This window comes from Ktedonobacter robiniae, from assembly GCF_016587375.1.
In the GTDB taxonomy this organism is placed as follows: Bacteria; Chloroflexota; Ktedonobacteria; order Ktedonobacterales; family Ktedonobacteraceae; genus Ktedonobacter; species Ktedonobacter robiniae.
On sequence record NZ_BNJG01000003.1, the window covers coordinates 1,559,960 to 1,573,528 of the forward strand.

General features: G+C 55.6%; 9 protein-coding genes. 6 read left to right on the plus strand and 3 right to left on the minus strand.

The window, feature by feature from the left end; genetic code table 11:
- Positions 1-5 precede the first annotated feature (5 nt).
- Positions 6-1,409: a GH1 family beta-glucosidase gene (locus JMJ04_RS39300; RefSeq protein ID WP_201375809.1), complete on the plus strand. Its 1,404-nt coding sequence runs from the start codon at positions 6-8 to the stop codon at positions 1,407-1,409.
- A gap of 94 nt (positions 1,410-1,503) precedes the next feature.
- Here the strand turns inward: JMJ04_RS39300 and JMJ04_RS39305 are convergent, their stop codons facing one another.
- Complete coding sequence (locus JMJ04_RS39305; RefSeq protein ID WP_201375810.1) at positions 1,504-2,301, minus strand: NAD-dependent epimerase/dehydratase family protein; 798 nt, start codon at positions 2,299-2,301, stop codon at positions 1,504-1,506.
- 141 nt (positions 2,302-2,442) lie between these two features.
- Between JMJ04_RS39305 and JMJ04_RS39310 the strand changes: the two genes are divergently transcribed.
- On the plus strand, positions 2,443-3,420 hold the full coding sequence (locus JMJ04_RS39310; protein WP_201375811.1) for an NADPH:quinone oxidoreductase family protein: 978 nt from the start codon (positions 2,443-2,445) through the stop codon (positions 3,418-3,420).
- A 5-nt stretch (positions 3,421-3,425) separates the two neighbouring features.
- Here the strand turns inward: JMJ04_RS39310 and JMJ04_RS39315 are convergent, their stop codons facing one another.
- Together JMJ04_RS39315 and JMJ04_RS39320 are read right to left on the minus strand one after the other, a co-directional pair.
- Positions 3,426-4,697 carry a DUF790 family protein gene (locus JMJ04_RS39315; RefSeq protein WP_201375812.1) on the minus strand — a complete coding sequence of 424 codons (1,272 nt, stop codon included), beginning with the start codon at positions 4,695-4,697 and terminating at the stop codon, positions 3,426-3,428.
- Positions 4,698-4,699: 2 nt separating this feature from the next.
- On the minus strand, positions 4,700-6,178 hold the full coding sequence (locus tag JMJ04_RS39320) for a DEAD/DEAH box helicase (RefSeq protein WP_201375813.1): 1,479 nt from the start codon (positions 6,176-6,178) through the stop codon (positions 4,700-4,702).
- 389 nt (positions 6,179-6,567) lie between these two features.
- Here JMJ04_RS39320 and JMJ04_RS39325 point away from each other — a divergent pair, with 389 nt between their 5' ends.
- The 4 genes from JMJ04_RS39325 (at position 6,568) to JMJ04_RS39340 (ending at position 13,418) form a co-directional block, all read left to right on the plus strand.
- The gene (locus JMJ04_RS39325; protein WP_201375814.1) at positions 6,568-8,517 is read left to right on the plus strand and encodes a primary-amine oxidase; all 1,950 of its coding nucleotides are present in this window, start codon (positions 6,568-6,570) and stop codon (positions 8,515-8,517) included.
- Positions 8,518-8,717: 200 nt separating this feature from the next.
- Positions 8,718-10,325: a PucR family transcriptional regulator gene (locus tag JMJ04_RS39330; protein WP_201375815.1), complete on the plus strand. Its 1,608-nt coding sequence runs from the start codon at positions 8,718-8,720 to the stop codon at positions 10,323-10,325.
- Positions 10,326-10,427: 102 nt separating this feature from the next.
- Positions 10,428-11,726, plus strand: coding sequence for a 4-aminobutyrate--2-oxoglutarate transaminase (gene gabT / locus JMJ04_RS39335; RefSeq protein ID WP_201375816.1), 1,299 nt, complete (start codon positions 10,428-10,430; stop codon positions 11,724-11,726).
- Positions 11,727-11,909: 183 nt separating this feature from the next.
- Complete coding sequence (locus JMJ04_RS39340) at positions 11,910-13,418, plus strand: amino acid permease (protein WP_201375817.1); 1,509 nt, start codon at positions 11,910-11,912, stop codon at positions 13,416-13,418.
- Positions 13,419-13,569 lie beyond the last annotated feature (151 nt).

A 13,569-nucleotide genomic window follows, 5' to 3' on the forward strand; every position in this document is an offset into this window, starting at 1 on the left:
CATACATGAGTAGCACAGAACAGATCCAGACGTTATCATCCGCCGACCTGGCCTTAGCAAGGGCCTTTCCAAAGAACTTTGTCTGGGGTGCGGCGACGGCGGCCTATCAGATTGAAGGCGCGACCCAGGAAGATGGACGCGAACCCTCCATCTGGGATATGTTCGCGGCTATCCCGGGCAAGGTGCATCAAGGTGATAATGGTGCTATCGCGAATAACCACTATCACCTGATGCAAGAAGATGTAGAACTAATGTCGCGATTGGGCCTGGGCGGCTATCGTTTCTCTATCGCCTGGCCGCGTATTATTCCCCAGGGGCGAGGCGCCGTCAATGCCGCCGGGTTGGATTTTTATGATCGCCTGGTAGATACATTGCTTACCAAGGGCATTACCCCTTTCGCCACGCTCTATCACTGGGACCTGCCCCTGGCGCTACACCAGGAAGGGGGCTGGACGAATCGCGATACGGCCTACGCCTATGCCGATTACGCTGAGATCGTCGCCCGACGCCTGGGAGACCGCGTGGCTGGCTGGATGACCCTCAACGAGCCGTGGTGCTCGGCCTATCTAGGCTATGGTATCGGCATTCACGCGCCAGGGGAGCAGGACCTGCAACAGGCCATAGATGCCGGCCATCATCTCCTGCTGGCGCATGGCCTGGCCCTGCCGCGCCTGCGCGCTAATAGCGCGCCCAACGCGTCAGTAGGCATTTCACTCAATTTCACCCCCATTTATCCTGCCGATGAGCGTGCTGAGACGCTGCGCGATGCCGAGCGCGCGGACCTCTTCGTCAATCGCTGGTTTATCGAGCCGCTTGCCCGGGGGCAGTATCCTGGTGGCCTCTTTGCGGCCCTGGAAGTTGAGCCCCCCCCTGTCCAGGCCGGAGATCTAGAACTCATCGGAGCACCTATAGACTTCCTGGGCGTGAACAACTACACGCGCGATGTCGTGCGTGGGGGGACCACGCCCGCGCGCGCTGATGAGTCGATTAAGGTAGGACCCGTTCCTGGAGCCTGCTATACCGAGATGGGCTGGGAGATCTATCCCCAGGCCCTGACTGACCTGCTGATCCGCCTGCACCGCGAGTATGGCATGCAGGCCCTGTATATCATGGAGAATGGCGCGGCCTTTAAGGATAGTTGGGATGGCGGCGACCAGGTACATGATCCCCGGCGCGTTGCCTACATGCAGGAGTATATTGGCGCGCTTGCTAGCGCGCTTGAGCAGGGAGCGCCCGTGCGCGGCTATTTCGTCTGGTCCCTGATGGACAATTTTGAGTGGGCTGAGGGCTATGCCAAGCGTTTTGGCATTGTCTATGTCGACTACCAGACGCAGCGCCGGATTATCAAGGATAGTGGCCTCTGGTACAGTGCACTGCTTGAAGCCTGGCGTGCTAATACGGTTTTATAAGCTGCCTATCGTCACAACCAGCCTCCTGAGCGGCGGTGCTTGCCCATATAGCCACATATGCTATGTGAGCAAGCACCGCTTTTTGCTTGTGGTTTCACTTATTCTGTAACCAGGCCTGGAGGATCTCTTCAAAGAGGTCAAAGGCGTCATCCTGGGGAGCGTAGCCGACGAGTTCGCGAGTGCTGTTGATATTCAGGCGTTTCAGGTGGTTATCGGAGATACCGTGAACGATGGCAAAGGGGATATTGGGAGTCTCAATGCAACCACTGAGGAGCTGGTTAAAGTCACGTTCACTAAGAAATACGCTCAACCCACGTGGATCTGGGTATTTATGCATCCACTCAGGAACAACGCCGTTTCTCGTATAAGCGCCAATACGGATTGCGATACTTGAGAGGCCCTCACTATGCGCGAAATAGGTGGCCACAGCCTCACCAAAGCATTTGCTTACCCCATACATATTGCCAGGCCGGACAGGAGTCTCGATGTGCCCCTGTATATCCTCCGCATAGCCTGAGAAAACATGCACGCTGCTGGCTAAAACCACGCGCTGGCATCCCTGGTCTTTAGCGGCACGAAAGATGTTGTAGACGCCCTGGATATTGTTGGGGAGGAGTGACGAGTAAAAATCAGCCTCGGGACTAGGGTCAGCCGCCAGGTGTACCACGATATCGATATCGCGGCATGCCTCCTGGCATGCCAGGGGATCGGCGATATCCAGCGTGATGACTTCGTGCTCCTTTACCAGTTCTTCGGGCAGAGTAAGCGGTGCTTTATCTGCCAGGCGAAACATATACCGCGAGGAGGTGGCAGCGAAAAAGGCTGAGCCAATCTTCCCGGCAGCACCAGTTAACAAAATTCTTGTATGTGACGAGGTTTGATGACTGTCCATGCCGCTTGAAACCTTTCATTTTGGTTCGTATCATATCAGGAGCATACGTATGTGGCAAGCGGTGATAAATCTAGCCTCATGGTACAATGCCAATAGATAAAGGTAGATGCTTATTTCTCGATGTTGAGAAGGAGTATGTTTATGAAGGCCGTTATATGTAAGGCATATGGCCCGCCTGAAAGCCTGGTCGTTGAGGAGCTTGAGCCGTTGCAGGCGGGCGCGGGCCAGGTCGTCGTCTCAGTCAAGGCGTGTGGCGTGAATTTCCCTGATACCCTAATCATTCAAGGGAAGTATCAGTTCAAGCCACCCCTGCCATTTTCACCGGGTAGCGAGATCGCGGGTATTGTGAAAGAGGTTGGACCGGGCGTAGCGTCAGTGAAGGTAGGCGACCCGGTTATCGTCTTCACGGGGCATGGTGGCTTCGCCGAGGAGGTTGTGGCTGAGGCCTCGCAGCTTATTCCCATGCCGCCGCAAGTAGATTTTCCCCTGGCGGCCTCTTTTGTGCTCGCGTATGGCACCTCGCATTACGCCCTCAAAGGGCGAGCGCAGCTTCAGCCAGGCGAGACCCTGCTTGTGCTGGGAGCTGCGGGAGGCGTGGGCCTGGCTGCGGTAGAGCTTGGAAAAGCCATGGGAGCGCGCGTCATCGCCGCCGCCTCCAGTGCGGACAAACTGGAAATATGCAGGCAATATGGCGCGGACGAGGTCATTAACTATACCAGCGAGGACCTGCGTGAGCGTATCAAAACCCTGACGAATGGCGAGGGCGTGGACGTGGTCTACGATCCGGTGGGTGGGGCTTACGCGGAACCCGCGCTGCGTGGCATGGCCTGGGGCGGGCGCTACCTGGTCGTGGGCTTTACCACGGGCGAGATTCCACGCATCCCACTCAATCTCACGCTTCTCAAAGGCTGCTCGATTGTTGGGGTCTTCTGGGGTTCGTTCACAGCCCGCGAGCCGCAGCGCAACCAGGAGTATTTAAGCGAACTCTTTGCCTGGTTGCAAGCTGGCAAGGTCAAGCCCCTGATCTCGGCAAAGTATCCACTTGAGCGCGCCCCCGAGGCACTACGAGATATGATGGAGCGTAAGGTGAAGGGCAAGGTTGTGCTAGTCGTAGAGTAGCGATTCTACTTACGTTTACGTTTACGTGTTTGCGCTGGTCGAGGACCATACACGCGCTCTGCCATGGCCTCGACCAGCTCCATGACGTCTTTGAGTACGGGCTTCTGCTGGAAGAAGAGGACCTCGCTCTCCGTTTCCTGAAAGTCCTCTTCGGTGACGTTCAGACCCTTATAGACCAGTAAGAGCAGGTGCTTGCACTGTGCAGCTTTTACCTTCTCGATTTTGCGCCGCAGGTAGGTGGGGTGCCAGAAGCCAACCAACTCCACAAGGATGCGGCGCGTCTCATCCTGCTCGTCAATAAAGGTGAAGTCGGGTATCATCACAGTATCGCCCAGGAGCAGTACCTCGCTCTCGCGCTCAAGACGCCAGTGCTTGCGTTTCTGGCCGATTTTTTGCTCAAAGTCGTGGGCGAAGTCGGCCTCCAGGCGGCTATCAAAGGGGCCGGAGGCTTTGAAATGTGAGCGGAGCTCAGAGGTGTAGTCCAGGTGGTAACGCAGCTCCTGGCGTGCCTGTGGCGGGTGGACAGAGGCACGTAGGCGCCATTGGTCGCATAAGAGGAGCGCGGGTAGGAAGGCGGCCATCTGCCGCCCGTAGCGTAGCGTCGAAGCGACAAAGGGCGAGATCGGCCCATCCAGCTCAATGCGGTATCCCCCCTCGGGCAGTGCCTCGGCCCAGAACATGAGCTGGAAAAACTTGATAAAATGCCATAAGTCTTTGTAGTTGCTAAAGGCCTCGATGGTAATGTGCGAGGCCCAGTAGAGGACGCCGCGCGCCAGCTCAAGATTATAGCGTGCGAGGAGGCTGGCAGGTGTCCAGGCAGGCCCAGCATCGGTGAGTAGATAGAAGGCATTGCGGTCGGCGAAGAGCATAGAATCGAACTGCCCTGGTTCAATGGCGAGCGTTTGCGCCAGTTCTGTAAGTACCTGTTCGCGGTTGCGGGGGCTGAAGACATCGGGTTGTTTGAAGACGGGGCCATAGGCGAAGGCCTGCTCGCGAATGCTTGCGGGTGGCAGGGGAGTCGCGCGTGGAGTAAAGGTCGCGCCATCCATAAGCACCTTGGCCAGGCCACGCAGGAAGACATAGTCAACCCGTGCGCCCTCATAAAGAGCGAAGGCCTTCTCCAGGGCCTCCTGTGTGCAGCCCACATGTTTGTGTAGGATATCGATTAGCTCTTGCGCCGTCTGTTGCAGTTTGGGATCTTCTGGATCGACCATCTCGACCGAGAGTGTGGTCTCGGAGTGGCGCAGGCGAGGCCGGATCAGCTCACTGGTGAGCATGCTTAATCTCCCTTCCGCACATGACGACGCTGGGCCTTGCCCTCCTCAATCGTCTTACGCACAAGCACCTCAAAAAGTACGGCTTCCCGCTCCTCTTGCTTGCGCAGAATTCTCCCCAGGCGTTGGATGTACTCGCGCTTATTCGATCCGCCGCCCAGTACAATGGCGATTTTGGCCGCAGGTACATCAATGCCTTCATTCAGGACTTTGCTGGTAACAAGTACCTGGTAGGTTCCTTCCTGAAAGGCGTCCAGAATATGTTTGCGCTCGGCGACTCCGGTTTCATGCGAGATAACAGGGATGAGCCATTGCTGCGAGATCATATAAGCTACGGCATTGCTCTCGGTAAAGATCAGGATGCGCTCGCCCGCGTGTTCTCGTAGCAACTCATCAAGCACGACAAATTTACCCTCGCAGTTCCAGGTGATCTCAAGTAAGCGTTGACGTGCCAGTAGTGCCTGGCGCGCCTGGGTATCAAAGGCCGAGAGGCGCATCAGTTCACGCAACCAGTGGGGACCATGGCTGCGACGTAAGCGGCGCTCGCGAATAAAGCCAGTATAGGTGGCATAGGCCGCGTCATAGTCCACACGCTCTTGCTCTGTCAGGTTGACGCGAATGCGCTCCGTTCGGTAGTCGGCCAATTGTTGCCCCACCAGGTCGCGCAGGGGAAGATTATAGATGGTAGGGCCAAGTAGCTCATCGACACGCCAGCGGCCATTGGTCTGCTCTTCTTCTTCGGGATACGTTGCAGTCAAGCCCAGGCGGTAGGGGGCTGGCGTCATCAAGGCGGCCTCGCCCCAGGTACGCGCGGGCAGGTGATGCACCTCGTCAAAAATAAGTAAGCGAAAGGTATTTCCAGATGCAGCGATCAGGTCCCCTGCGGAGTGATAGGTGGTGACGGTAATCGGCTGGAGCAACTTTTCGCCGCTGTAGTAGACGCCGATTTCTGTCTGGAAGGCGTTGACGAGGCGCGCATACCACTGGTGAACCAGGGAGATGGTAGGCACAATAATGACCGTCGAAGCCTTGACCTCATAGATGGCGTGGATTGCCAGGAAGGTCTTGCCCGCGCCCGTGGGTAGGACGATGCTGCCGCGTCGTTCATGTTGCTTCCAGGCCTCCAGAGCGGCTAGCTGGTAGTCATGTGGCTCTCGTGTCTCATGCAGGTTGAGTGCCAGGCGTTTCCAGCGAGGAACGTCATCGCGCACCTGGTGCTCCTGTAGCCACGGGCGGATGGTGGGATAGTGATACGCTTCGCAGCGCCACTGGCCTTTAATGAATTGAAATGGCGGGGGAATGGATGCGTTAGGCTCTACATGTCGCAGCACTAGCGTTCCGCCCTGAAAGAAGATTGACGCGTTCATGCCGCCTAGCATAGCAGCATGAACGCGCTTCGTCCAGAGGGGAAACTTCTCCCTCGTGCCTGCGGCGCTCAGGATAATAAGTGATGAGGTGTCTGATCTGGCTGTGGCGAATGCCACAGCCAGATCAGACACCTCATCACTTATCAATACGATATATTGTAATGTTATATACTTTGAGCAGGGTAAAGGTGATTGTTTGCTGAGGGGGATAGTCAGAGCTTTCAGCTTGAAAGAGAGTATACAAGAAAAGTATGAAATATATACTTGCGAATGTGCCAGGTTTTGGGCATGTAATCCAAAAGGTTGCTGACCACACTCAGAAAATCCTGCAAAGAGCATAGCTTTAGAGCGGAATAGAAGCAAAGAGCGCCACTTTTTTATCTCTTTTAGATAAGGAAGTGACGTTAAATTTACCTATGCTATCTATGGCTTTATCTTTGATTTCCATCTATATTAGTAGAAGCCCCATATTTGATTCACTAATTAAAGAAGAGGTGGAAGTCCTTATGACAGATATTCACCAGGCCACTGATGCCCTTTCTCCATCTGAGATAATCTTGCATCCTCTGGAGTCGCTTACTCTTGAAGAGATTACTGTCGCAGTCGACATAGTGCGTGCTGAGCAGCAACTCAGTGAGGATGTGCGTTTCGTCTCGGTGAACCTGCATGAGCCAGCCAAAGAGATTGTCCTGAACTTTAAGGAGGGCGACGAGATCGCGCGTGAGGCGTTTATAGTGCTACTCGATAAAGCATCTGGGGCAACCTATGAGGCCGTGGTCTCGGTGACGGAGAAGCGCGTGAAGAGCTGGAAGCATATCCCCGGCGTCCAGCCAGCGGTGCTCTTTGAAGAGGTCGTGGAGTGCGAGAAGGTGCTCAAGGCGCATCCCGAGTTTCAAGAGGCCCTGCGCAGGCGTGGCATTACCGACCTGGGCCTGGTGATGGTCGATACCTGGACCGTGGGCAACTATGGCCACGAGGAGGAGCGGACACGGCGTATCCTGCGCTCTCTGGCGTATTTGCGCCACAATCCTACGGATAATGGCTATGCCCGTCCCATTGAAGGCATTATCGCCTTTATCGATGTTAACCAGATGGTGGTTATCCGAGTCGAAGACCACGGCATTGTTCCCGTGCCGCCCGAGGCGGGTGAGTATACGCCTGAGGCTGTGGGAGAGATGCGTACCGATCTAAAGCCTATTCAGATTACCCAGCCCGAGGGGCCGAGCTTTAGCGTGCATGGACACGAGGTACGCTGGCAAAAGTGGCGCTTCCGCATTGGCTTTACCACGCGTGAAGGGCTGGTGCTACATACGCTGGGCTACGAGGACCAGGGCCGGGTACGCCCTATCATGTACCGGGCATCCCTGGCTGAAATGGTTGTACCCTATGGTGATCCAGGCGTCAGCCATTATCGCAAGACAGCCTTTGATGTCGGCGAATATGGTGTGGGTATCCTGGCTAATGCGCTTGAACTGGGCTGCGACTGCCTGGGCTATATCCACTATTTTGACGCGCTCGTTACAGACGGTTTTGGCAATCCTGTACGCTTGCCCAACGCTATTTGTATGCATGAAGAAGATTTCGGTATCCTGTGGAAGCATGCCGATTGGCGCGTGGATCGGACCGAGGTGCGTCGCTCGCGCCGCCTGGCCATCTCCTTTATCGCTACCATTGATAACTATGAGTATGGCTTCTTCTGGTATCTCTATCAAGATGGCAATATCGAGTTCGAGGCCAAATTGACTGGTATCGTGAGCACGGGTGCAGTCCTTCCTGGTGTGAAGCCAAAGTATGGTCAACTGGTTGCGCCCCAGGTCAATGCTCCTATTCACCAGCATATCTTCTGTCTCCGTATGGATATGATGATCGATGGCATTAACAACTCGGTGTACGAGGTCCATACCGAGGCCGAGCCACTGGGACCAGAGAACCCCTATGGGAACGCCTTCTTCGCCAAGTCGACTCTGCTGGCGACCGAGATCGAAGCTCAGCAGACGATTGACCCTTTCTCCGCACGCTACTGGAAGGTCGCCAACCCCAATGTGCAGAATCGCCTGGGTGAATCCGTGGCCTATAAGCTGATGCCGGGCGATAATGCTCTGCCTTTCCTGCATCCAGAGTCAAGCATCATGAAGCGTGCTGGCTTTATCAAGAAAAATCTCTGGGTCACGCCATACCATGAAAAGGAACTCTATCCCGCGGGCGATTATCCTAACCAGCACGCGGGTGGCGAGGGTCTGCCAGCCTGGACCCAGGCCAATCGCTCCCTGGAGAATACGGATGTGGTTCTCTGGTATATTATGAATGCGCACCATGTAGCACGCCCCGAGGACTGGCCCGTGATGCCCGCGACCTACATTGGCTTTATGCTCAAGCCGGTCGGCTTCTTTGATCGCAACCCCTCGTTGGACGTGCCCCCGCCCACCAGCAGCCATGATCACTGTTGTGAGCACTAATCGCCCTTCATACGGCTTGCTACACGGGCCTCGGGTAAGGTGCGTGCGTGGGAAAACGAGCAATGCCCGTTTTCCCACGCACGCACCTTACCCCTGAGCACCGCAGGCGCGAAGGCATTGTATATTGAGGAGTCGCATGGCATAATGAAAGCAGTTCCCCTACATCCGTAGCAGAGTGGCTTCAAGAGGAGGCTGAGCCTGTGAAACTTGTTGATGTCCTCTCACTGCCTGTGCTGGAAGGTACCCGTGTCGTAGCAGGTGAAAGCGGGTTGGAACGCGATGTGCGCTGGGTGCATATTACCGATTTGCCAGATTTTCTGCCCTGGGTGCGCCCGGGACAGTTGCTGCTGACTACGGGCTATGCCTGGCCACGGGAAGAAGCGGATGAGCGAGCTATTGTACGCGCGCTTGCTGAGCATGGCCTTGCCGGTGTCTGCCTGGCGGTCCCTCATTTCTTTGAGCACTTCTCCGAGGCGGCGCGTGAGGAGGCCGACGCGGCCCAATTGCCCCTCCTCGAAATTCCCTGGGATATCCCCTTCGCGCGCATTACGGAAGATGTACATCGCGCTATCCTCGCCGAACAGTACCGGGTTATAGAACACTCTGAAGCTATTCATCGCGCTCTTACACGCGCCGCGCTCCAGGCGGGCAGTTTACAGGATCTCGCCAGGACGCTCAGCAGCCTGATTCAACGTACGATTGCCTTCGTGGATGAAAGCGCCTGTGTTCTGGCGACTGCCGCTTATGAGTCGCAAGAGCCGGGTGTTGTGAAGACTCTGCCCGCGCTTGAACAGAGCCTGCCTGGGTATATAGGCTATCTGGAGAAGCAGGGGTATCTCCAGAAGCTGCGCACGCGCAATGAATCGCTCCCTATCCCTGCCGCTCCAGAGGTTGGCCTGGTCTCTTGTATTATCTGTCCCATTCGCCCCAAAGGCGAACTAGTGGGCTTTGTCTGGATCACCGAGGGCGAGCAGGAGCTGAGCGAGCTTGATGTACGGGCAGCGGAACATGCGGCTATGGTAGCGGCCCTGCATATTACCCATCAACGCGAACTGGTCTCGCTGGAGACGCGCTTTGGCTATACCTTCCTGGACTCTCTGCTGGAGGGTCGCTTTGAAGCAACCCCTCAGGCACTTGAGCGAGCCCAACTGTTAGGTTTCTCGCCCGATAGCAAGTACCGGGTTGGCCTGGTCGTGCTGGATGAGTCGACCCCGTTATCGCGCGAAGGCTTTCTCAGGCGCGAGCGGCTGGTCGTACAACTCAGGCAGCGCCTACGCATTCTCGATACCGCTCCCCTCCTGACTGTCACGCCCAACCAGATTATTTTCCTCCTGCCGGAGCGCTATGCTGGTCAGCGCATCTGGGATGTCTTAAAAGGGAAGGGAATCTCGCTGGCTTTTGGCCTGCCTTATGCTGGAATTGAGGGGGTGCGGCGTAGTTATCGCGAGGTACTTTCCCTGCTGCCGTATATACCGGCCGAAAAGTTCTGCTACTATGAGACACTGCTTCTGCCCCGCGTCCTGGTGGGGGACCAGGACGCGAAGCAGGCTTTTCTTGACATGCTTCTAGGTCGGCTCAAGGAGCAGCGCAATGGCGACGTATTGTGCGAAACCTTGCTGACTTGGGCGCAGACAGGCTTTCACTCTACAATGGTAGCCGAGCGTATGGGGGTACACCCTAAGACCCTGCAATACCGCCTGTCGCGGGCCTCCGATATTACCAGGCTCGATCTCGCGGACCCCGAGACGCGTTTCCGGTTACAGCTTGCCGTTCATCTTTTATCTTTACAAGATAAAAAGACGCTTTAAACTTTATCGCTCAAAGCACTAGTTTTTCTATGTATTTCCATCTATATTCTCAATATACGTCTATCTAAAAGAAAAACCTGCTGTGAGAGCGAGGGAGGTCTCATGCTCAAAGAACAATCTCGTACGGAGACCCTGTTGCAACTCCGTAGGGACCAGGTGCCACGGGGAGTGGCCAACACGCATCCTATTTTTGCCGCGCGCGCACAGGGCGCCCAACTCTGGGATATAGACGGCAATGAGTACATCGACTTTGTGGGCGGTATTGGTGTACTCAATGTCGGTCATAGTCATCCTAAAGTGATCCAGGCCGTGCAGGCCCAGCTAGAGCGTTTGACACATAGCTGCTTTCAAGTTGCCATGTATGAGTCCTATGTGCGCCTGGCGGAGCGCTTGAATGCCCTGGTTCCTGGGGCTGGAGCGAAAAAGACGATTCTCTTGACCACGGGTGCCGAGGCGGTCGAAAACGCGATCAAGATCGCGCGGGCCGCGACAAAGCGACCCGCAGTCATCGCCTTCACGCATAGCTTCCACGGTCGCACCTTGATGGGTATGAGCCTGACAGGCAAGGCCACGGCCTATAAGCAGAATTTTGGCCCCTTCGCTCCCGAAGTCTACCATGCGCCATATCCTTACGATTATCGTGGATGGAATAGCGAGCGAGCGCTAGACGCCTTACGGGAGATGCTGCTGACCGAAGTAACGCCGGAGCGAATCGCGGCGGTGATTATTGAGCCGGTGCTTGGCGAGGGCGGTTTTGTGCCCGCGCCAGTGGAGTTCTTACGTGATCTGAGGCGCATTACGCAGGAGCACGGTATCTTGCTGATCGCCGACGAGGTGCAGACAGGCTTTGGGCGCACGGGCAAGATGTTCGCCATCGAGCATAGCGGCGTAGAGCCTGATCTGGTCGTGCTGGCCAAGAGCCTGGCTGGCGGCCTCCCACTCTCGGCTGTGGTTGGTCGCGCCGAGATCATGGACGCCCCCGAACCAGGTGGCCTGGGTGGCACATACGCGGGCAATCCCCTGGCCTGTGCGGCGGGTCTGGCCGTGCTAGATGTCTTCGAGCAGGAGAATCTGCTTGGGCGCTCGCAACAACTGGCGGAGCGCTTTTCAAGCCAGTGCCAGGCACTGCAGCAGGAGGTCACAGAGATCGGCGATGTACGCGGCCTGGGTATGATGCTTGCTCTAGAGTTCGTGCGCGATCGCGAGAGCAAAGAGCCAGCCCCTGAGCTTGTCGACCAGATTGTAAAGCAGGCACGTGAGCAAGGATTATTGCTGCTTAAGGCTGGTCTCTATGGGAATGTCGTACGCATCCTGGTGCCTCTGGTGGTTGAAGAGCCGCTTATCTCCCGTTCGCTGGAGATCCTGCGTGCCGTGGTAAAAGGAGTCGTGCAGCAGAAATAAACCTCTTGGGGAAGGGAGGGAAAAGTTTTCTTACCAGCTTGGTATAGGTATATACCCTACCACAGGCTCCCAGCGTTGTCGGAGCCTGTGGTAAAGCGCATAGAGTAAACAACGTCGTTTCATATATTCGCGCTTCTGACAGGCCTGATTATCTTCTATTCTTTACACCGAAAGGAACAGACCATGTCACTGGTAGATAACGTCTCGGGTCAATCCGAGGCAAACCTGCAAAAATACGGTTATAAGCAAGAGTTTCGTCGCGACCTCAAACGCTTCGCTTCATTCGCGGTTGGCTTCTCGTTTATTTCCATTACCACTGGTATCTTCTCTACCTATGGCGGCGTTTTAAACTGGGGTGGTCCCTTGGGAATCTGGACCTGGCCCTTTGTCGCGGTTGGTCAATTGTTTGTCGCCCTCGTCTTCGCAGCCCTGGCCTCACGCATTCCTATCGCAGGCTACTCCTATCAATGGATGTCGCGCCTGGCGAACCCCAAAATTGGCTGGCTTATTGGTTGGCTCTCGTTCACCTATCTGATCGTCGTTGTTGTTTCGGTAGACTATGGTATTGCACAGACGATTTTCCCGAGCCTCTTTCACTATACTGAGACGCCGGTCAACGCATGGATTGTGACGGCTACAATTGTCCTGGTGCAGATGCTTCTCATCCTTTTCTCTACTACCTGGTCTACGCGCATCAATAACACGGCCGTTGGTACTGAAGTGATTGGCATCGTGGGTCTGACCTTGCTCTTGTTGATCGTTGGACTGGTGCGTGGTGGTCTGCATCCAGATCACCTCTTTAGCATGGGAGCTGTCCCCGCAACTGGTTACTTTAACTTTGGCACGCTGACAAGCGTCGGACCGTTTATTTTCTCCTTCTTGTTAGGTTCCTATACTATCGTAGGCTTTGAGGCCGCCGCTAACCTGGCCGAAGAGACGGAGAATGCGCACAAAGTCGTTCCATTCTCGATGTGGACCGCCGTGGTCTTAAGCGGCATAGTCGGTATGTTTTTCCTGATTGCTCTGAATCTGGCTTCGGGCGATCTCAAGGCCCTGGCTGGTTCGGCTACTCCGGTCGCCGATATTGTAACTCAGACTCTGGGTACGGTCGTTGGTGATATCTTCTTGATCCTGGTGACCTTTTCGATCTTTGCCTGTGGCCTGGTGATTTTCATTACCGCGACACGCCTGGTATGGGCCATGTCGCGCGATGAGCGCTTCCCAGCCTACCGCGTCTTCCAGCGTGTTGATAACCATACCAGTACTCCTCTGGCCGCTACTATTCTGTGTGGCATCGTGATCGAGATTGTCCTGGCAATCTTCGCCACGCAGACCAATACCCTGACGAACCTGTTCAGCGCCTCCTCGCTACTGCCTGCGATTGTCTATCTGGCGACCGTCATCCTCTATATCAGCACCAGACGCAAACTGCCGAAAGCGCAAGGCTTCAGCCTGGGCGCGTTTGAGTGGCCAGTGATGATCCTGGCGCTGGTCTGGCTAGTCTTTGAGCTGTCCATCTTCCGCGATGCCTCGTTTCAGACGCCCTGGCTCTATTCTCTGGTCATGTTTGCGCTTGGTTTGATCTACTTTATTTACATGCTGGTGAGGCGTCCGCAGGTATTGAAGACGTTGCCGCTGGAGGGAACGTCGATTGAAGAGGGTCCTGGAATCGCCCCTTCTCAGGCGGATTAAGCTTAATATTGATAGAGTCCATTCCTCTTGCCTGGTGCGAGAGGAACAATGCCAGCATGCCAGTCATGTTAAGAGAGTCGCATGCTAGCATTCTCCCTGGAGCTCTGATGCCTCCCGTAGAGGTATTTCTGTCATTTGAAAGGGTAGCAGC

What these genes read in the sequence shown, in the direction of transcription:
- JMJ04_RS39310 (WP_201375811.1), top strand. Translation starts at nt 2,443, where the DNA reads ATGAAGGCCGTTATATGTAAGGCATATGGCCCGCCTGAAAGCCTGGTC.
- JMJ04_RS39305 (WP_201375810.1), bottom strand. Translation starts at nt 2,301, where the DNA reads ATGGACAGTCATCAAACCTCGTCACATACAAGAATTTTGTTAACTGGT.
- JMJ04_RS39340 (WP_201375817.1), top strand. Translation starts at nt 11,910, where the DNA reads ATGTCACTGGTAGATAACGTCTCGGGTCAATCCGAGGCAAACCTGCAA.
- JMJ04_RS39325 (WP_201375814.1), top strand. Translation starts at nt 6,568, where the DNA reads ATGACAGATATTCACCAGGCCACTGATGCCCTTTCTCCATCTGAGATA.
- JMJ04_RS39300 (WP_201375809.1), top strand. Translation starts at nt 6, where the DNA reads ATGAGTAGCACAGAACAGATCCAGACGTTATCATCCGCCGACCTGGCC.
- gabT (WP_201375816.1), top strand. Translation starts at nt 10,428, where the DNA reads ATGCTCAAAGAACAATCTCGTACGGAGACCCTGTTGCAACTCCGTAGG.
- JMJ04_RS39315 (WP_201375812.1), bottom strand. Translation starts at nt 4,697, where the DNA reads ATGCTCACCAGTGAGCTGATCCGGCCTCGCCTGCGCCACTCCGAGACC.